18 protein-coding genes are annotated in these 19,905 nt (G+C 55.4%); 6 read left to right on the plus strand and 12 right to left on the minus strand.

The window, feature by feature from the left end; all coding sequences use genetic code 11:
• Nucleotides 1-257: 257 nt before the first annotated feature.
• Both ACT3TJ_RS04110 and ACT3TJ_RS04115 read left to right on the plus strand, forming a co-directional pair.
• Complete coding sequence (locus tag ACT3TJ_RS04110; RefSeq protein ID WP_172117187.1) at nt 258-1,856, plus strand: isocitrate lyase; 1,599 nt, start codon at nt 258-260, stop codon at nt 1,854-1,856.
• 234 nt (nt 1,857-2,090) lie between these two features.
• The gene (locus tag ACT3TJ_RS04115) at nt 2,091-2,558 is read left to right on the plus strand and encodes an outer membrane lipoprotein (protein ID WP_087106221.1); all 468 of its coding nucleotides are present in this window, start codon (nt 2,091-2,093) and stop codon (nt 2,556-2,558) included.
• Nucleotides 2,559-2,731: 173 nt separating this feature from the next.
• Here the strand turns inward: ACT3TJ_RS04115 and ACT3TJ_RS04120 are convergent, their stop codons facing one another.
• The gene (locus tag ACT3TJ_RS04120) at nt 2,732-3,010 is read right to left on the minus strand and encodes a hypothetical protein (RefSeq protein ID WP_192527804.1); all 279 of its coding nucleotides are present in this window, start codon (nt 3,008-3,010) and stop codon (nt 2,732-2,734) included.
• Nucleotides 3,011-3,188: 178 nt separating this feature from the next.
• On the opposite strand from ACT3TJ_RS04120, the gene ACT3TJ_RS04125 reads away from it, so the two are divergent.
• Nucleotides 3,189-3,671 (plus strand): FKBP-type peptidyl-prolyl cis-trans isomerase, encoded by a 483-nt coding sequence (locus ACT3TJ_RS04125; RefSeq protein ID WP_172117189.1) that lies wholly within the window; start codon nt 3,189-3,191, stop codon nt 3,669-3,671.
• A 53-nt stretch (nt 3,672-3,724) separates the two neighbouring features.
• On the opposite strand, the gene ACT3TJ_RS04130 is transcribed toward ACT3TJ_RS04125, so the two are convergent.
• The 4 genes from ACT3TJ_RS04130 to ACT3TJ_RS04145 form a co-directional block, all read right to left on the minus strand.
• The gene (locus ACT3TJ_RS04130; RefSeq protein ID WP_193056741.1) at nt 3,725-4,912 is read right to left on the minus strand and encodes an MFS transporter; all 1,188 of its coding nucleotides are present in this window, start codon (nt 4,910-4,912) and stop codon (nt 3,725-3,727) included.
• Between the two features lie 61 nt (nt 4,913-4,973).
• Nucleotides 4,974-5,609: a C40 family peptidase gene (locus tag ACT3TJ_RS04135; protein ID WP_172117191.1), complete on the minus strand. Its 636-nt coding sequence runs from the start codon at nt 5,607-5,609 to the stop codon at nt 4,974-4,976.
• Nucleotides 5,610-5,694: 85 nt separating this feature from the next.
• Complete coding sequence (locus ACT3TJ_RS04140; RefSeq protein WP_193056742.1) at nt 5,695-8,160, minus strand: DUF1266 domain-containing protein; 2,466 nt, start codon at nt 8,158-8,160, stop codon at nt 5,695-5,697.
• A gap of 189 nt (nt 8,161-8,349) precedes the next feature.
• Complete coding sequence (locus ACT3TJ_RS04145) at nt 8,350-8,592, minus strand: GlsB/YeaQ/YmgE family stress response membrane protein (RefSeq protein ID WP_192527808.1); 243 nt, start codon at nt 8,590-8,592, stop codon at nt 8,350-8,352.
• Nucleotides 8,593-8,742: 150 nt separating this feature from the next.
• Here ACT3TJ_RS04145 and ACT3TJ_RS04150 point away from each other — a divergent pair, with 150 nt between their 5' ends.
• The 3 genes from ACT3TJ_RS04150 (at nt 8,743) to ACT3TJ_RS04160 (ending at nt 12,208) form a co-directional block, all read left to right on the plus strand.
• A complete protein-coding gene (locus ACT3TJ_RS04150) occupies nt 8,743-9,612 on the plus strand; it encodes a D-hexose-6-phosphate mutarotase (protein ID WP_193056743.1) in 870 nt (289 codons plus the stop codon).
• 164 nt (nt 9,613-9,776) lie between these two features.
• Nucleotides 9,777-11,165: a YcjX family protein gene (locus ACT3TJ_RS04155; protein WP_193056744.1), complete on the plus strand. Its 1,389-nt coding sequence runs from the start codon at nt 9,777-9,779 to the stop codon at nt 11,163-11,165.
• Entirely contained in the window at nt 11,162-12,208 is a 1,047-nt protein-coding gene (locus tag ACT3TJ_RS04160) for a YcjF family protein (protein WP_193056745.1), read from the plus strand. The genes ACT3TJ_RS04155 and ACT3TJ_RS04160 overlap by 4 nt, the downstream gene beginning before the upstream one ends.
• Before the next feature lie 7 nt (nt 12,209-12,215).
• Here ACT3TJ_RS04160 and ACT3TJ_RS04165 read toward each other — a convergent pair whose 3' ends face one another.
• From ACT3TJ_RS04165 to ACT3TJ_RS04195, 7 genes are all read right to left on the minus strand, one after another.
• On the minus strand, nt 12,216-13,337 hold the full coding sequence (locus ACT3TJ_RS04165; protein ID WP_193056746.1) for an ABC transporter ATP-binding protein: 1,122 nt from the start codon (nt 13,335-13,337) through the stop codon (nt 12,216-12,218).
• 38 nt (nt 13,338-13,375) lie between these two features.
• The gene (locus tag ACT3TJ_RS04170; RefSeq protein ID WP_193056747.1) at nt 13,376-14,254 is read right to left on the minus strand and encodes a carbohydrate ABC transporter permease; all 879 of its coding nucleotides are present in this window, start codon (nt 14,252-14,254) and stop codon (nt 13,376-13,378) included.
• A complete protein-coding gene (locus ACT3TJ_RS04175; RefSeq protein WP_172117198.1) occupies nt 14,247-15,173 on the minus strand; it encodes a carbohydrate ABC transporter permease in 927 nt (308 codons plus the stop codon). The genes ACT3TJ_RS04170 and ACT3TJ_RS04175 overlap by 8 nt, the downstream gene beginning before the upstream one ends.
• Nucleotides 15,174-15,312: 139 nt before the next feature.
• Nucleotides 15,313-16,572 carry an ABC transporter substrate-binding protein gene (locus ACT3TJ_RS04180; protein ID WP_193054827.1) on the minus strand — a complete coding sequence of 420 codons (1,260 nt, stop codon included), beginning with the start codon at nt 16,570-16,572 and terminating at the stop codon, nt 15,313-15,315.
• A 111-nt stretch (nt 16,573-16,683) separates the two neighbouring features.
• Nucleotides 16,684-18,099 (minus strand): ATP-binding protein, encoded by a 1,416-nt coding sequence (locus tag ACT3TJ_RS04185; protein ID WP_193056799.1) that lies wholly within the window; start codon nt 18,097-18,099, stop codon nt 16,684-16,686.
• A gap of 80 nt (nt 18,100-18,179) precedes the next feature.
• Entirely contained in the window at nt 18,180-18,905 is a 726-nt protein-coding gene (locus tag ACT3TJ_RS04190) for a response regulator (protein WP_193056748.1), read from the minus strand.
• 129 nt (nt 18,906-19,034) lie between these two features.
• Nucleotides 19,035-19,832, minus strand: a complete 798-nt coding sequence (locus tag ACT3TJ_RS04195; RefSeq protein ID WP_193056749.1) for an HAD family hydrolase — start codon at nt 19,830-19,832, stop codon at nt 19,035-19,037.
• Nucleotides 19,833-19,905: the final 73 nt, after the last annotated feature.

The raw sequence follows: 19,905 nt of genomic DNA on the forward strand, positions 1-19,905 counted from the left end.
GACGCGCCTGACGAAAAACGACTACACAAACACGCCATTTTGTTAACCCTCTGTCGTCAAGTTACAACCCCGTCTGCCTCCAAGTGTCAATTGTTGAATCCCTCCTTGTCGTCAATAGTTATTGCACTGCAGCGCTACCAGGTATCTCTGCCTAGACAGAAGCCATGCCTTACAGCCGGTAGACGCTGATAACGTTTTCGCAAGCGCAGCACAAACACAACCTTGCGAAGTGCTGTTTAACCCTGGAGGAATTGCTCATGTCTGGACTACTCAACGATATTAAAGCCATCGCTCAATTACGTGAGGCCCAAAGCGGCAAGTGGGAGGCGATTAAGCCTGAACATGCAGCGCGGATGCGTGCTCAAAACCGTTTCCATACAGGGCTCGATATTGCGCGCTATACCGCCAAGATAATGCGCAATGACATGGCTGCCTACGATGCCGATACGGCACAGTACACGCAGTCGCTAGGCTGCTGGCACGGTTTTATTGGTCAGCAGAAGATGATCTCCATCAAAAAGCATTTCGGCACCACCAAGCGCCGCTACCTCTATCTTTCGGGTTGGATGGTCGCTGCCCTACGTTCCGAATTTGGCCCCCTGCCCGACCAGTCCATGCATGAGAAAACCTCGGTCGCCAACCTGATTGAGGAGCTTTACACCTTCTTGAAGCAGGCCGATGCCTGGGAGCTTAATCATCTTTTCCGCGCGCTGGATGACGCAAAATCCAGCGGTGACAGCGCCAAAGAGCAGGAAGTCATTAGCAAAATCGACAATTATGATACTCATATCGTGCCTATTATTGCCGACATTGATGCCGGTTTTGGTAATGCGGAAGCCACCTATCTGCTAGCGAAGAAGTTTATTCAAGCCGGCGCATGCTGCATTCAGCTCGAAAACCAGGTGTCCGACGAGAAACAGTGCGGCCACCAAGATGGCAAGGTCACGGTTCCGCACGAGGATTTTCTAGCCAAAATTAACGCAGTCCGGTACGCGTTTCTTGAGCTCGGCGTGGAAGATGGCGTTATCGTTGCTCGTACGGACTCGCTGGGCGCTGGGCTGACCCAGAAGATTGCCGTGACCCATGAACCAGGCGACCTCGGCGATCAGTACAACAGCTTTCTGGATGGTGACGTTATCGAGAATGCTGCCGATATCAATAATGGCGATGTGGTTATCAAGCAACACGGCAAGCTGGTCAAACCCAAGCGTTTGGCATCAGGCCTTTATCAGTTTAAAGCTGGATCGGGTGAAGACCGCGTCATTCTTGACTGTATTACCAGCCTGCAAAATGGCGCCGACTTGCTGTGGATTGAAACGGAAAAGCCCCACGTTGGGCAAATTGCCAGCATGGTCAACCGTATCCGCGAAGTGGTGCCCGATGCCAAATTGGTTTACAACAACTCGCCCTCTTTCAACTGGACGCTCAATTTCCGCCAGCAGGTGTTCGATGCCTGGCAAGCCGAGGGTAAGGATGTGTCCGCCTATCAGCGTGACAAGCTAATGAGTGTCGAGTACGACACTACCGAGCTTGGCCAGTTGGCGGATGAATGGACGCGCAATTTCCAGCGTGACTCATCCCGTGAAGCGGGTATTTTTCACCATCTTATTACGCTGCCCACCTACCACACTGCGGCGCTTTCAACCGACAACCTGGCCAAGGGCTACTTTGGTAAAGAGGGTATGCTGGCCTACGTACAAGGTGTTCAGCGAGAAGAGATTCGCCAAGGAATTGCCACGGTAAAACATCAAGATATGGCAGGCTCTAATATTGGCGATGACCATAAGGAGTTCTTCCACGGCGACGCAGCGCTTAAAGCGGGCGGCAAAGATAATACAATGAACCAGTTTGGCTAATGTAGCCGTACCCGCACTCCACGACGAAGTATCTTTATCTCAGGAGGCTTTTTAGCCTCCTTTTTTTATTGTTAGATATGCACACTGTTTTCTTATTCTCTGTCTACACTGGGATTTACGGCCTTTTGATATTCTCTGGTCTTAATTAGTCAATTCAGTTACTTTTTATAAACATTGCACTACCCTTGAAGCACCTGATTATACTTTTTTAAGCTGCATACCTTGGAGGTTTTAATGAAACGTTTACTACCTGTTGCTGCGTTAAGCATCCTGACCTTGGCCGGGTGTGCCAACACTGCCCCCTATTCAGGTGATGTGTATCGCGGCAACCAAGCTAAAACCAGCCAAAGCGTTACTTATGGAACCATCGTAGCGGTAAGGCCCGTACAAATTCAGGCAGATAGCCGTGCGGGAGGCTTGCTGGGTAGTGGCGGTGGCGCCATTATTGGTGGTCTGTTGGGTAGCCAAGTGGGTGGCGGTTCAGGTCGTCAGTTGGCAACTGTTGCCGGCGCTCTGGGTGGCACGATTGCGGGCACCGCTGCTGAAGACCGCGCCAACCGCATCAGCGCACTGGAAATGGAAATCCGCCTTGATGATGGCAGCGACGTGGTGGTGGTACAAGGAGCGGATCACGCCTACCAGGCAGGCCAGCGTGTTCGCCTGATCGGTAGTGGCTCAAACGTAAGCGTCGCTCCGTATTAATAGCGCTTCGCCGATAGGCTCGGGTTGATAGGTCTCAGGCTTGTCGCCAGGTAAGATGAACATTTACCACGTTAAGTGAGCTATTCGTTTTAACGCAAAAAAATGCCCGGCTATCTTTAGCCGGGCATTTTTATGTTCATAGCGGCAATGACATTCGCCGCTTGATAGCTTAATTAGTGTGACATATTGCTCGCCCAACCGGCCAGTTTCACAATGACCCAACCAACCAACGCCAGCAAAATAGTCACAAGCAAAATATCCACCGGACGAACCAGCGTTGTTGCGCCTAATACAGCCAGCGTCGTTACCCACAAGTAGCGATTATCGCCGTGGCTTTTCATCACGCCAGGCAAAAGCCGGTCCAGGCCTTGGCTGAGGCCATTGCTCCACTTCTGATTGGCAAAGTAGGCAATCAGGACAAATGCAATAAGCCAAATAAAGAAGATTGTCATGCAAGCTCCAGTGAATGTGATCTTAAAAAGGGAAAAGTTGTTGGCTTAGAGTATCCCCGGTGACTGCAAGGCGCAACACCACTATTAACGATCAGGCGTAAAAACCCGGTTTACCCCCTGACAAGCCACGCCTCACGCGTTACCATATTGGGACATGCACTCACCGAAAGGTTATCCAATGCAAATTGCGCAAAACTCGGTTGTCGCGTTCCACTATACCCTGACCAACGATGAAGGTGAGGTGCTCGACAGTTCCGAAGGCCGTGAGCCGCTCACGTATCTTCATGGCGCTGGCAACATCATCCCGGGCCTGGAGAAAGAGCTGGAAGGCCGCGCAGCGGGCGACAAGCTGAACGTTAAAGTATCCCCCGAAGAGGGCTACGGCGAAGTCCAAGAGCAGCTGGTACAAGAAGTACCGCGTGATGCTTTTCAGGGCGTTGAAAACATTGAGCCGGGCATGCAGTTCCAAGCCCAGACTCAAGGTGGCCCGCTAATGGTGACCGTTAAGAACATCGAAGGCGATACCGTCATCGTTGACGGCAATCACCCGCTGGCAGGCCAGCAACTTAACTTTGACGTTGAGATTGCAACCGTACGTGAAGCAAGCCAGGAAGAAACCGAGCACGGCCATGTGCACGGTGAAGGTGGCGTTGAGCACTAAGTGCCCACGTTTGCTAAAAAGGCAGCCTGCGGGCTGCCTTTTTTATGCCTTCATTAAAGGCAGCAACGGCGCTCGAAACAGCACATTCCTAGCGTGATGGTTAACGTAACCGTTAACAGAATCCACGAAGCCCAGGTCACACCAAGCCAGCCAGCTCCCTGCCAAAAAGGCTCCAGCCAGAAGCCACCGAGACTTGCGCCCACGTAATAAAACACCAGGTAAAGGGCTGACGCACTGCCACGCGCGCCTTGGGCATAACGCCCCACCCAGCTGGACGCCAGTGAGTGCGTTAAGAAAAAACCAAACGCATTAATCGTTAGACCGACAATAATTAGCACCAGCGAATCATGCAGAGTGACGGCGGTACCTGTCATCAGAATCGCCACGCCTGCCATCATGCAAGTAGCCGGAGACGTGCGCTCGGCCAGTCGGCCAGAAATAGCCGATGCAAAAGTGCCACCCAAATAGGTCAGGAAAATCAGCCCCAGCCCGCTCGCTGCCAGCGCATAAGGTGTAGCGGCCAAGCGAAAGGTGATGTAGCTATATTGATTGATAAAAATAAGAAAATTGATGCCGCCCAGGCAGTAGGCTGCAAGCAGCACCGGGTTGCGCAAATGCCCGGCCAGGTCTACCAGCGCGCGGCGAAGCTGAAAACGCTTGGGCTCAAACGCATGGCTATTAGGCAATAAGCGCCAAAATACTGCGCAGCCAACCAGCGTCATCGCCCCAACCACAATAAAGGAAGCGGAGGGCCCACCTATCTCCGCGACGGCCCCCCCTACGACCCGACCGCTAATACCGCCTAGCGTATTGGCACCAATATAGAGCCCTACGGCGCTTAGCAGCGCAGACTTTTCAAAGGCATCGCCCATCCAGGCAATAGCAACGGCGGGTAGGCCGCCTAATACAAATCCCTGAACCAAGCGAAGCAGTAGCAGACTTTCAAAGTTCGGAGCAAATGCCAGCGCCAGCGAACAGCCCCCCGCCAGCAGTAGCGTGATACGCATAATGCCTTCACGGCCTATCGCATCGGAAAGCGGTCCAAAGACCAACAGGGACAAGGCAAGCGACAGCGTAGCAACCGACATCAGCAGGCTGACGCCTAAGGTAGACACCTCGTAGGCCGTTTTAAGCTCGGGCAGTAACGGTTGAGGAACATACAGATTAATAAATACCAGAAATGACCCTAAACACAGGGCCATTGTTGCTCGCCACCAAGCACGTGTTTTGGCTTCAATCATGCCATTCCCAGGAGTAGACAACTTGCGGGGCTGGAAGCGAAACGCCAACAGCCCTGCCCCTTCACGGAGTGAAGTTACTGCCTAAATAAGCAAGGTTGGTGGGTTCCAGCGCCCGACGCGACTGCCAGTAATAACGCTGCCAGTAGCTGTTATCCAAACTGGAAATGATGACGCCTTGTGAGGTAGAGGCATGTAAAAAGTAGCCATCTCCGACATAGATGCCCACATGATTATAACGCCCTGGCGGACGGAAGAAAACCAGATCGCCCGCCTGCAGCTCTTGGCGGTCGATCGAGCGTCCCTCATGTATCTGGCCCGAAGTGGAACGGGGTAGTTCTAAATTAAACGTATCGCGATAAACATTACGTACCAGCGCCGAACAGTCGATTCCTCGTTCTGACGTCCCGCCGATGCGGTAAGGCGTCCCCGACCATCGCTGGTGCTGTTCCAGTAGTGCCTGACGCACCAGAGTCGGTGGCGGTGTCTGAAAACTACGTAACTGGTCTAACGAATTACTGACGGGTGACATCTGAGGACTAACGCCTTTCGCCATTCCTGGCAGCGTCATCGAGAAATAGTCCTCGGGCGGCTCGATAGATTGATGCGAAGAGCCTGCACAGCCAGCCAGAAAAGCAATGACAACACAAACACTTACAACACGGACAGCGGTCACAGCGGGGTGTGGCAACGCAACCATGCGATTAACCTCGTACTATTATGGTGAAGGTAGGGTAATTAACACGCGTTAAACTATAAGCTAGACAATGCATGGTTGGCGAGCCTCAATGTAATGTTCGTGAATCACCGGGTAAGGTGTCGATATGCAGCGGCGCAAAATGGCGCGGTTTATTACCCGGAAAATCGAGGCTTGCCCAAGGGCCCGCAAGGATCGGTGCACCGCACACCCAAGCCACCATGGCTTGACGAAACCCGGCTAAAAAGCTGTCACGTTCGGGCGTTTCACCCATAAAAAACGAGAATCCAGCATACATTCCTGCGGCGTACTCTTGCCAGCCAGCATAGTGATCAGCCGCCAAATGGTACGCACGGTCCAGCACCTCGGCAAATGCCTGACTTTCCAGCCAACCCAACTGCCGGGCAGCGATCGCCAAATCGACAAGCTGAGCAATATCCCATGCGGCCATGTCAACATCATTACAGCTATCTTCATTACCCTGCACACGCCGTAGGCGAAGCAGATGGTGGCGATCTTCTTCGGCACAGTCACCCGATTCCAGAATCGCGATTTCGGCCTCTAGACGCTCCGGGTTCAGCGTATAGGGCGCATAGTTGATCTGATACTCCTGGCGGTCGCCAGCCTCCAACATAAAGGTTAGAAACTCTTGCATATCGGCAGCACTGCTCAAGTGATAGTGACTCTCCACCCACTCTTTAATGTCCGCGCACTCGCGCGCACTTTCTGGCTGAGGCTCACTCCACACGGCACTATTAAGCGGCCCAACCAGTGACATGGCCGTAAAATGGGTAAGCGTTGGCCGTCCGCCTGGCTCGCACCAGGCATCGGGGCGCCAGTCCAGCCAGTAAAAGAGGCTCCCTGGATCTTCCAGGTGCCAAGCAATCTCGTTAATTAACGAGGTATGCTCAGGCTCCGGCAAGCAACTTTCCCAGGCAAACCAGGCTTCCAGCAACCGCTTGGGGTTAGGGTAAAAACGACACAAACAGCTACGTAGTTCACGGGCATAAGCAAGCAGCGGCTCACGCTCGAATAAACCACTATCCAGCGACATGTGCAAATAGAAGGCAAACTTTTCCGCCATATGGATAGTGGCCGCATGACGGCTGACACCCTTCACCGCATTACGCTGCTTCAACTCGTCTGACGCGGGCTGACCAAACAGCGTGTGTGATGGCGGCAACACGCCGTGCACCGCATCGGCCGCTAACTGATTAAGATGATGTGCCTGGGCAGGCAACCAGTAACGGGCGAGAACAGCGGGGCCCTCATCCGCATGCAGGCCAAGCGACTCTAGAAGGTAAAGCGCGGCATCTGCTCGGCGCTGCTCGGCAATGGGTGCACCGGGGTTTAGCTGGCGCAGCATGACATCGGGTTCACGTACCCCCGCTAACGCCAGCAGCCAGTGATGGGACGTATTGCGCCACGCTTTGACACGCTGTTGTGATGCTTGGCGACTCGTCTCATTCAACAGCGTAGAGGGCGGGCAGGCCCATGGGCTATGCGCGGCGTTGAGCAGTAAGGCGTGATGAGGGTTAGGCGTCATATCGCGTCGGTCGACACCCTCAAAAAGGCTCTGACCTCGCATATAGGCTTTTAGAATAGCGCGCCAGTCGTGGTAGCGATGATTCATTAGGTCCGCTGCGTGGCATGCAAGATCATCTGCTTCTGCCTGGCTTAACCAACCACAGCAAGCACCGGCCCAGGCAATCTCCACCAGCCGCAGCCAGTCCCACGCGGCCCACTCAAGCGGCTCGCCTTGGCTTACAAACGCGTTGAGGACACCCGCGTAGGGCGAGTCTTCTATTTCATCCTGCTGCCAAGCAAGCCGTTGGGCGTTATCCATCCCCAGCAGCTCACGGGCTTCAATATCCCAGCGCTGGCGCTCTCCCTGAGCGCTCAGCCATAGCGCCACTTCGAGTAGCTGCTCGCGGTCATTGATCTGCCAAATGCGTTCAAGCCATTGGTCGGCTTCCGGCCAATCGGCTCGGTTTGCGGGGTAGCTAATAACGGGGCGAAACAGCGCACATAAACGCCACACCTGCGCTTCTGCCGCCTGGGGCCATAACGGCGCCGGCGCGGGCAACTGTGCCAGCGTATGTTCAAGCCTTAGCCAGGTAATCCCTTCGTCTTCGCTTTCCAGTGCTGAGAGTGCCTGGCAAGCGTCAATAAAACGATCATCCGCGCCGGTTTCCCAGCCCTTGGCGCCCAGCACCCGGCGCAGCTCTGAAAGCCAGCCACGTAAATCGCTGTAGTCAGCGGTAATACGGCGGATAACATGGTGCGCCCAGGCATGAGCCTGATCGGCATTTAACCACCCTGCTGCCCCGGCCAACGCCGACCACTCAAGCGCGCCCAATAAGCGGTCTGCTTCTCCTGTCGAAGCGCCTAACGCATGAAAAAGCTGTTCGGCCAGCTCGTTACGGCTGGTAATACCCAGTTGCAGCAAACGCTGCTCAGCAGCTTGCGTATCCACCGAGAGCGGATGCGGGGTAAATGCCCAATCACACAGCACCAGCTGTTGGGCCCACCAAGCGTTTAACGCGTCGACCAAGAGACACCTCGAAACAAAAAATCTACCAGCAGTGCGCTAGAGCAAAGCGCCTTAGTGTAACGGAAAGTGGTGGCAAGACCGATAGCTAAACTGACCGATTGGTGCAAAACGACACTGCCCGACACAAGGCCGGGCAGCAAATGATATCGAACCAGTGCGCCGCTTAAGCACGGCGTCTTTTATTTAACGCTACGCACTTCGCACTTTACTAATAACCCACAGCAGTACGACAGCCCCTACCGTAGCGGTCACTAGCGAGCCAATAAAGCCGCCCGCCTGCAAGCCTAGCAAACTAAACAAAAAGCCACCTAACACGGCTCCAACGATACCCACACCGATATTGCCCAGGATGCCGAAACCGCCGCCGCGCATGATATTGCCAGCGATCCAGCCAGCCAAACCACCAATAATTAACCACGCAATAAAGCCCATAGTGCCTCCTTGATATCCACTTTTCAGGGTTTTACCTATGTCTCTTACCTGCCAACCTAGGCGTTTTACCTACTCATTATGCTTGTCCTACCATAGCACACAGCGCGACAATCCTGCCTGATTTGATACACACCCTTTTAAGGAACGCTCATGACCCCTGATTCACTCGTAACTCTTATGGCTAGCGTAGACGGCCAGCAAATAACGACGTGGGAAGGACGCAATGTCGCTCTTTTCAATATGCCCTGGGGCGAGCTTGCCATCAGCCTACAAGGCGCCCAAGTGCTTCACTTCAAACCTGCCAATGATACCGGCTGGCTTTGGGTAACACCGACACCGCCCGCAATGCCCGACGTTATACGCGGCGGCATCCCATTATGCTGGCCCTGGTTTGCAGACGAGCGCTACGCCGACGAAAGTCCTGAACGCGACGGCCCATTCCACGGTTTGGCTCGCCAAGCCAGTTGGCGGCTGGACGCCGTTGATGAGCACGCAGAGGGAATTGAGGTGCACCTTTCTCCCGAGCACCCTCTGCACAACCAACTCACCGCACGCGTGGTGGTTCAGGCCAACGCGCAGCGCTTAAATGTTGAGCTTATCAGTGAAAATATCGGCGATACGCCGGTTAAAACCAGCGGTGCGCTGCACACCTATTTAGCCGTTGATGACGTGCATCAGTGTCGTGTGGAAGGTCTTGCGGGCGCCCGTTACCTGGACAAACTGCGTGATTTTGCGGAGTCCGAGCACCAAGGCACGCTGGCTATCCGTGGCGGCATCGACCGAATTTATCACAGCAATGAAGCCGTGCTTCTAGATGATGGCGTGCGCCGCTTGCGCGTTGCCAAGCAGTCAAGTGATTCAACCGTGGTGTGGCACCCCGGTGCGAACCCTCCCGGCGACACACCTGCTGACGCCGCGCGCCATTTTTTGTGCATTGAAGCCGCCAACACGCGCCTTGACCCGGTGTGGCTGGTACCAGGCGCCCAGCACCTGCTGGGGACAACGCTAAGTCGCGGTTAATGCACGGTTCATCAACCCTTGGCTATGCTATTCACTATGCTAGCAACCAAATTAGCCATTACGTTTGCAACGCCGCCAGCCACTAATGTTCGCTCACTACGTGAGCCGCTTACGGCCACGGCCCCATGACTTCTGAATTCAGGATTAACAAAAGGAACGCCAGGATGCGCCAGCCGTTAAGCCGCGAACTGAGTAACTTACTGGAACGAGGCCGAGACCGTCAGCTGCGCTTAGCGGTAACGGGGCTATCACAAGCGGGCAAAACGGCGTTTTTAACCTCGTTGGTGAACCAGCTACGTCATGCGGGCGTCGAGGCAAGGCTGGATTTATTGCCCGCCGCCCGAGATGGCCGCTTACTGGGCGCACAGCGGCTTAATCAACCCGATCTTGGCGTTCCCCGTTTCCCCTACGACCCAGGCATGGCGGCGCTGCGCGATACGCCGCCGCGCTGGCCCGAACCGACACGGGGCATCAGCGAATTACGCCTGCAGTTGCGCTATCGGCCTGCGCAAAGCGGCTGGCTGTCGCCGGATATCGCCCATTTAACGCTGGACCTGTTTGACTACCCAGGCGAATGGCTGCTCGATTTACCGCTGCTGCAGCACGATTTTTACAGCTGGTGCCAGGCCCAGCCCTTGTTGGAAGGCGAGCAGCGGCGCGCACTCTTCAGCGAGTGGTTAAACGCGGTGAAATCTTTAGCCCCCGCCTCTGAAGCGGACGAAGCTCAACTGGCGCACTTGGCTGACGCCTATGCGCAAGGGCTTCGTCGTGCCAAGGCGGCGGGCTTTTCGGACCTTCAACCGGGGCGTTTTTTGCTTCCCGGTGAGCTGGCGGGCGCCCCGGTGCTGCAGTTTTTCCCCCTGCCCCATCTTGATGCTTCCAGGGAAATGCTCAACAGCCTGCCCCAAAGCAGCCTTTACGCCACGCTTGCTGCCCGTTTTCGCTACTATCAGCAACAGGTGGTGAAGCCCTTCTATCGTGATCATTTCAGGCGTTTTGATCGCCAGATTGTACTGGTCGATGTACTGGGTGCACTGAACGCCGGGCCAGAACGGTTTGAGGACCTTTCCCGTGCGCTGCATCAATTAATGCAAAGCTTCGACTACGGCAAACGCAGCCTGCTATCGCGGCTGTTCGCACCCAAAATTGACCGTTTGGCCATCGCCGCCACCAAAGCGGATCACGTAACGCCTGACCAGCACAGCCATGTTGTACAGTTACTGGAAGCGTTGCTAGCCGAACCGCTGAAGGATTTACGCTTTGCCAACGTGCCGGTAAAAGCGCTGTCGCTTGCAGCTATTCGGGCCACCGAGGCACGCGAAGTATTGCAAGATGGAAAACGCTCCTCGGCGCTACGCGGCACGACGCTTGAAGGAGAAGACGTGCTGGTTTACCCAGGCGATGTCCCGACCCGCCTGCCCAATGCCGACTTCTGGCAGCACCAGGGCTTTGACTTCCCCAGCTTTCGACCCATGCCATCGGCATCGGATGCACTGACACATATCCGAATGGACGCCGCCATTGATTGGCTGATTGGAGATAAACTCGCATGACCGACCCACAGCCACGGCGTAATTTTCGCCTGCACGATACGCCCGACACGGTTACCGAGCAGGAGACCCGCCTACGCCAGCAGCAGCGCTTTGAAGCAACCGACGATGACCAGCCCCTTATAACGGCGGCCGAGGAACAGGCGTTGCCCGCTACCAGCCTGGGCGCCCCACGCAAACGCCGCTGGGGGTTAATGTTTGCCTTGGCAGGTGGAGCCACGCTGGGCATCATCGAACTGGCCACCGGCATTCCCGATGCGCTTTCCCAGTCAGCGTGGATGAATTTGGCGTGGCAGCTGTTTGGCATCAGCCTGATTGGCTTAGGGGGCATGTCACTGATCAGAGAACTCGGCCGATTAAGGCGTCTGAAACGCCATGATCGACTGCGTAGCGATTTAGCTGAACTGCCCCAACGCTCGCCCCATCAGGCAAAGAAAATGGCCGAAGAGCTTCGCCAGCAATTAAAGCTTTCAGCGGACGATCCCCACTGGCAAGCGTTTGAGCGCGCCTGTGAGCCGCATCATAACGGAGAGGAAGTTCAGGCGCTGCTGCGCCACCACTTGTTGGCACCCCGCGATCGTGAGGCGCAGCGCCTGATAACCCGTATGTCTGGGGAAACCGCCATTATGGTGGCGATCAGCCCCCTTACGCTGGTGGATATGGCGCTGGTAGCCTGGCGCAGTCTCGCCATGGTCGACAGGTTATGCCGGCTTTACGGCCTGGAACTTGGTTACGCCAGCCGCTTACGTCTGTTTAGAAACGTGTTGCGCAACATGGCGTTTGCAGGCGTAAGCGAACTCGCCGCCGATGCCAGTATGGATATGCTCTCGCTGCACCTGGCTGGGCGAATTTCCACTCGCGCAAGCCAAGGCCTGGCCACCGGGCTGCTTAGCGCCCGTTTGGGGCTACGTGCCCAGCGCCTCTGCCGTCCGGTAGCCTTCATGCCCGAAGAGCAACCCAGAATGGCCGACCTGCGCCAGGACCTCTGGCGCCAGATCAAACGGCTGGATAAAGAGCCTGCCCAGGCCACACGGACCAGGGAGTAGCCACTGGCTAAGCGATTCGCTGCTCGCTCACCGCATCAAACAGAATGGCTTGTTCCATATCAATACGCAGCGCCAGGCGCGTTCCGGCGACAACCGGGCATTTAGGACCAACGCGGGCAGTAACTTCCTGCTCGCCCAGCGGCAACCGCAGCAGGATATCCGCACCGGTCGGCTCTACCACGCTGATATTTGCGTTGAGCAGCGTGCCTTCGGCCTGCGCCGTTAGACGCACATCCTCTTCGCTAAAGTGTTCCGGACGCAGGCCAAGAATGACCGGTTGATTAAGACGCTCGTCCATATCGGGCGTCATACGGCTTTCAGGCCAGGGAAGCAGTAAGTCCGTCTCACCTGGCGTTGCAATTCGCAGCTGGTAGCGGTCGCTCTCTTTTTCCAGCATCGCGCGAATAAAGTTCATGGAGGGCGACCCCATAAAGCCCGCCACAAACATATCGACCGGGTTGTTATACACCTCATCAGGGCTGCCAAGCTGGAGGATATTGCCGTCACGCATGACGGCAATGCAGTCGGCCAGCGTCATTGCTTCTACCTGGTCATGAGTAACGTAGACAATCGTGGTGCCTAGGCGCTGGTGAAGCTTTTTGATTTCGGTGCGCATATCAACGCGCAGCTTGGCATCCAGGTTGGAAAGCGGCTCATCGAACAGATAGACCTTGGGCTCCCGCGCCAGCGCCCGCCCCATCGCCACCCGCTGGCGCTGCCCGCCGGAAAGCTGGGCAGGCTTGCGCTCCAGCAGGTGGGTGATTTGCAGTAAGTCTGCCACGCGCTCTACTGAGGCTTCGCGTTCGGCTTTGGGCACTTTACGCATCTCTAACCCGAAGCTAATGTTCTGGCGCACGGTCATGCTGGGATAAAGCGCATAGGACTGAAACACCATGGCGATATCGCGCTCGGCAGGCGTGTTAAAGGTAACGTCTTCGCCATCAATCAAAATATGGCCGCTGGTCACCGGCTCAAGCCCGGCAATCGCGTTCATTAGCGTGGACTTGCCGCAGCCAGAAGGCCCGACCAGAATCAAAAAATCACCGGAATTAATCGAAATACTGACGTCTTTCAGCACTCGCTCGCTGCCAAACTCTTTACGAACGTTGCGAATTTCTAATGTCGACATAAAAAACATCCTGTTTTGTTATCAGGCTCTTCTCACAACTAGCCTTTGACGGAACCGGCGGTTAACCCACGCACGAAGTATTTGCCTGCCAGTACGTACACCACCAGGGTGGGTAGCGCTGCGATCATCGCCGCTGCCATATCGACGTTATATTCACGTACGCCGGTGGAAGTGTTGACAAGATTATTAAGCGCCACGGTCACGGGCTGAGTGTTGTGGGCCGAAAAGGCCACGCCAAACAAAAAGTCATTCCAGATTTGAGTGAACTGCCAAATCACCGAGACGACGATGATCGGTGCAGAAACCGGCAGCAGGATTCGCCAGAAAATGCGGAAGAATCCGGCGCCGTCCAACTTCGCAGCCGACACAAGCTCGTTGGGAATACCCACATAAAAGTTACGAAAGAAGAGCGTGGTAAACGCAATCCCAAACACCACATGCACCAGTATCAAGCCAGCACGTGAGCTGGAAATGCCCAGCCAACCCAGGGTTTGCGCCATGGGCAGCAACACCACCTGAAAGGGAATGAAGCAGCCGAACAGCATTAACGCAAACACCAATTCGGACCCCTTAAAGCGCCATTTGGTGAGCGCGTAGCCGTTAAGTGCGCCGATGGTGGTTGAGATCAATACCGCGGGTATAACGATCGCAAAGGAGTTCCAGAAATAACCGCCGACGCCATCGCAACGCATGCCGGTACAGGCTTCTCCCCAGGCTTTTGTCCAGGGCGCGAGGGTCGGATTTTGTGGCCACGATAAAAGTGTTCCGGCGCTGATTTCACTAAGCGGCTTCACCGAGGTCATCAACATCACGATAAGCGGCAGGATATAAAACAGCGCAGCAAGAATCAGTACGCCGTACAGCACAACACGACCCAACCGGGCCGCGAAGGTTTGGCGACGAATGACATTATCCATGCTTACGGCTCCTTAATTCGGAGTAGAGATAAGGAATCAAAATCGCCAGCACGCCGCCAAGCATGAGCATGGCACTCGCAGACCCCAAGCCAATCTGGGCGCGATTAAACGCGTGGGCATACATAAAGGTGGCCGGTAAGTCGGTCGCGTACCCAGGCCCGCCGCCAGTCAGGGCAATCACCAGGTCAAAACTTTTGATCGCAATATGCGCCAAAATCATTACGGCACTAAACACCACCGGGCGCAGGCAAGGCATTACCACACGCCAGTAAATGCGCGGCAGGCTTGCACCATCTAACTGAGCCGCTTTGACAATGCTGTCGTCGATGCCGCGCAGCCCGGCCAGAAACAGCGCCATGACAAACCCGGATGCCTGCCATACGGCCGCAATGACCAGCGTGTAGATAGCCATATCGGGGTCAATAATCCAGTCAAAGCGAAAGGACTCAAAACCCCAGCTCTGCACCATCGCTTGAATACCCAGCTGCGGGTTAAGCAACCACTTCCACACTACGCCAGTGACGATAAATGAAAGCGCCATGGGATAGAGATAAATGGTGCGCAGCGCGCCTTCCTGGCGAATTTTTTGATCCAGCAAAATGGCCAGAAACGCACCGATTACCAGACAAATGGCCACAAACAGCACGCCAAAAATCATCAGGTTGGTTGAGGCAACCCACCAGCGGTCGTTCGCCATTAAACGGGCATATTGCCCAAAGCCCACAAAATCGTAGCTGGGCAGCATGCGCGAGCTGGTCAACGAGAGCACGAAGGTCCACAGCATAAAGCCGTAAACAAAGAACAGCGAAATCGCTACCGACGGCGCCAATACCAGGCGCGGAAGCCACGCCTGCAGACCACCAGAAGATGTTGACCGCTTGGCACCAGGCGCTAGGCGCAGCGCAGAGGTATTTTTCATGGGGAGGTAACTCTTATAAAAGAAGTGGCTTACCCGTAAACTCAAGCGCCGCCGTTGCGGCGGCGCCCTACAGCAATTCCTGGCGGTATTGCCTGCGCCCTACCTGAGTCAGGCTAAACCAAGCCAAGCGAAAAGCGCGTTAGAACGAGGCCGCTTGCGCTGCGCTCACCATGCGTTCAGCGGCTTCTTCGGCGGTCATATCAGCACTATTGAAGTAGTTAGTTACGACGTCAAAAATAGCCCCTTGTACATCCGCGCGAACGGCCATGCCGTGCGCCATACTGGGCACTAAACCGCCCTCTTCAGCGGTGCGCTGAAAGTCGGCCAGCGACTGCTGAGCACAGCTGTCGAATTCATTCATATCCAGGTCAGGACGCGCTGGAATTGAGCCTTTCGCCAGGTTGAAGGCTTCCTGGAAAGTAGGTTCAAGCACCAAACGTGCCAATGCCTGTTGCGCCTCACGCTCGCCGTCATCCGTTACCCGGAACATGGCCAGACTATCAATGTTGAAGGTAAATGCGTCTTCCGTGCCGGGTGCCGCTGCACACAGATACTCTTCACCGGCTGTCAGTCCCGCCGCGGTAAACTCACCTTTGGCCCAGTCGCCCATCAACTGCATACCTGCCACGCCTTCAATCACCATCGCAGTGGCAATGTTCCAGTCACGCCCAGGCATACCTTCGTCCATTAGCTCACGCAGACGCTTAAAGTCTTCCAGCGACTCGATCATTTGATCGCCGCCCAGCGCTTCCGGATCTAAATCCACCAACGCCGCTTGGTAAAACTCACTGCCTTGACCACCTAATAACACGCTTTCAAATACCGTAGCGTCTTGCCAGGCTTGGCCACCGTGCGCCAGCGGCACAAAGCCCGCTTCGCGAATGGCCTCTCCCGCGACAAACAGCTCGTCCAGGGTCGTTGGCATTTCAACCCCAGCAGCGTCCAGTACTTCAGGGTTGGCCCAAAGCCAGTTCACCCGGTGGACGTTAGCAGGTACCGCCACATACTGACCGTCATAGCGCATGATATTGGCGACAACCTCAGGCAGCAGTTCATTCCAGCCTTCGGCGTCTGCGACATCATCAAGATTACCTAACAGACCCAGCTCGCCCCACTCCTGGATTTCAGGCCCCTTGATTTGAGCCGCTGAAGGAGGATTCCCAGACATGGCACGCGACTTGAGCACGGTCATCGCCGTTTCACCACCGCCCCCGGCGACAGCAAAATCCTGCCAGCCATAACCTTCCGCTTCCATCAGCTCTTTAAGCACGTTGGCAGCGCGGGCTTCACCGCCGGAGGTCCACCAGTGAAGTACTTCGACGTCATCGGCGTGAGCTGTCGCGGCAAGTGTAGCCCCGGCTAAGGCGAGTGCGAGGGTGGTTTTCTTAAACATCGGCATTGCGTCGCTCCTGATATTGTTATTGTCCTCTCGGACGGTCGGCCTTTAGAAGGTTACTCCAGGAAAAGCAGCAACGTGAGTTACCGAGTGCTGCATAGTGTTGGAGGTTTATTACAAACCCGTAATAGTTTCCTGACGCGGTAGCGTAAGGGTCACGATTAGGCCTTGTTCGGCATGGTTGGCAAGCTGAATATTGCCACCGTGTGCCCGGACGATATGCTTGGCAATGCCTAACCCCAAGCCGCTACCACCGGTATGGCGGCTGCGAGAGGGTTCCAGCCTTACAAAGGGCGAAAACACGCGTTCTAGCTGCTTTTCAGGAATGCCCGGGCCGTAATCGCGTATCTGTAAGGTGACGCTTTCCTCCTCATCAAACAGATAGATATCCGCCTGCTTACCGTAAAAAATCGCGTTCTCAAGCAAATTGGCCAGGCAACGCTTTAGCGCTAGAGGCTTGGCAACAATCGGCTCGATGTTGACGGCACTCTGGCGCTCAATCTTGACCTCCCCCCCTTGCAAGCTAAGCGCCTCGGCCAGTTCTTCAAGCAGTTGCTCCAGGGAGACAGGCACTGGTTCTTCATGCAGGTCCAGCCCTTTTACCGATGCCAGCGCGCCTTTTACCAAACTATCCAATTCGTCCAGAGAGGCACAAAAACGCTCGCGCTGGAGCGTGTCATCCAGCATCTCGGCACGCAGGCGCATACGGGTGATCGGTGTTTTTAGGTCATGAGAAATAGCGGAGAACAGCCGCTCGCGCTCCTCAATCTGCTCGCGTATGCGTCGCTGCATTCGATTAAACGCAATGGCAGTGGCCGCCACCTCTTTGGGGCCGCTCTCCTTTAAGGGGGGAATATCAAGGTCATCTCCCAACTGCCTGGCCGCGCGTGAAAGCCGTGCCAGCGGCCGGGTCACGCTGGTAATGCCCAGTAACGAAAGCGCCAACACGCTCAGCAGTACCAAAAGCCCTACCAGCAAACGCTCTTCAGAAAGCCAGCGATAGCCGCTAAAAATATCGGGCACACCCAGGAGCGTGGCAACGTAAAGCCAGGTGCCAGGTGAAAGCTCTAACTGTACGACTAAAATGGGCGGCGATAGCGGCTCCATCATCAGGCTGTGCTGCCCCCAACGGGGCGGCAGGTCATAAAGCAGCACCTCGTTATTGAGTACGCGCAGATTTTCCGGACGCGAAAATTCGACGACGACATCGTCAATATTAAGCTCGCGAGTGAGCACCGAACGTACGTTGTTCACGACGACTTCTTTTTCCAGCCCTGAGCCAATATCGTTGACCATGAGTCGGCGCTCGTTAACGCTCACAAAAAAACGCGTGCCGCCCATATTACGCAGCTGATCAAGCACGATGTGACGATAATCCACGGGCAGTGAGCGGAAAAACTTCATGGTGGAGGCTATGCTAAACGCCATATTAGTAGATAGCTCATCCAGCTGGGCCAAATGGCTGGAGCGCACCTGGGATGTCCAGATCGCGTAGCTGGCCCCTTGAGCCACCAGCACTCCTGCGATCATGATAATGACAAAGCGCCCACGCAGAGAGGCGGGCAGCCAGCGGGCCAGCCTACGTCTAATGCCTCTCCATCCTGTCGCTTTCACGTTAATGCATCTACCTGGGCGGTTAACACATAGCCCGCCCCTCGCACCGTGCGGATCAGTTGTGAATGCTGAGCATCTTCGCCCAACCGCTGGCGAAGCCGACAAACGTGAACATCAATGGAGCGATCAAACGGCGGCGCGTCTCTCCCCCGGGTCAGCGCATAGAGATCATCCCGCGAGAGCACCGTGGCAGGGTGTTCCAGAAACACTTGAAGTAGTTGAAAATCGGCCCCTGAGAGCGAGGTACGCTCACCCTTCTCGTCAATCAGCTCTCGCGTCATGCGATCCAGCTGCCACTGACCGAACCCCACCCAACGCGCTTGCCCTGTGGGAATAGGCGCCGCATCACTGCGCGTACGCCGCAATACTGCTTTAATGCGCGCTAACAGCTCGCGGGGGTTAAATGGCTTGCTCAGGTAGTCATCAGCACCTAACTCCAGGCCGAGAATTCGATCGGTCTCATCAGCACTGGCCGTGAGCATAATAATCGGCACATCGCTATGTTTTCTCACATCACGGCAGATGGTAAACCCGTCATCGCCGGGCAACATTAAATCGACAATCAGCAAGTCGGGAGAACACTCCAAGCGCAGAGCATGTAGCGCTTCGGCGCCATCGGCGGTGAAAACACGATAACCGTGGCGACCCAGATAATCAGCAAGCAGCTCACGAATTTCCGGATCGTCATCGACCACAATCAAGGTAGCAGCGGGTGTCGTCATTGCAGCGGCTTTGGCCCTATGTTGTTGTCGTTCTGGGGCCATGATGATGGTCGAGGGGACCAGGCATCTCAAGTCCCCTTCGACTAATGATGGAACGGGCGCTAACGAATCTTCTTTTTAATGTCGCTTTCAGAGTGCAAATCGCTCGCGTAACAGCTCGGCCACACCGGCATCGCCGTGGTGGCCTATCTGCCGCGCGGCGTTTAGCCTGCCGGCCATTTCTGGGTGTGAGTTAATCATGAAGTGCGGCTCGCCCACCAGGCTTAGCATCTCAACGTCGTTGAGGTTGTCGCCAAAAGCGAGGCAATCTTCAGGTGCAACCGAGAGGCGCTTGAGCAGCGCCGACAGTGCCACTCCCTTATTGACGCCTCCCGCCATAATCTCTAACGAATCGCTGGTTGAATAAGTCACGTGAAGCGAGCCATCATTAATTTCGCGGATGGCGGTTTCGACCTTTAACAGCGCATCGGGGCGCCCGCCGTAAAGCACCTTACCTATCCCCTCGGTAGGCATCTTCTCCGGCGGCACCACTTGGTAGACAAAGCCCGTGGCTGCATGCATTTCCAAATGGCTGGGCGACTCAGCATCTATGTACCAGGCATCGTCCAGGTAAAGGCTTAACCGTACATTGTCCGGGCGCGGCAATTTAATCAACGCGGCAGCCTGAGGGGACCCGACATGGTAGGCCGCCAGCAATTGATCGTTAGGGTCGTGTGTATAGGCACCGTTACTGCTGATTAAATGGATGGGGACATTGAGCTGATCTCTAAAGACACGCATATCGGCGTAGTGGCGTCCTGATGCAAGCACCAAGTGATGCCCCTGGTTTACCAACGTTCTTAAGACCTCAATGGTATCTTCGTGCAAGCGATGGTCGCGCCCCAACAGGGTGCCATCAAGATCAGAAGCAATCAGCCGTGGTGTCATAACGTGCGCTCTCCATTAATGAAACATCAGCTTAACCGATCCTCCTCAAGCTATGTAACACCTTGATACTATC

It is taken from the genome of Halomonas sp. AOP30-A1-24, from assembly GCF_052378165.1.
In the GTDB taxonomy this organism is placed as follows: Bacteria; Pseudomonadota; Gammaproteobacteria; order Pseudomonadales; family Halomonadaceae; genus Vreelandella; species Vreelandella citrativorans.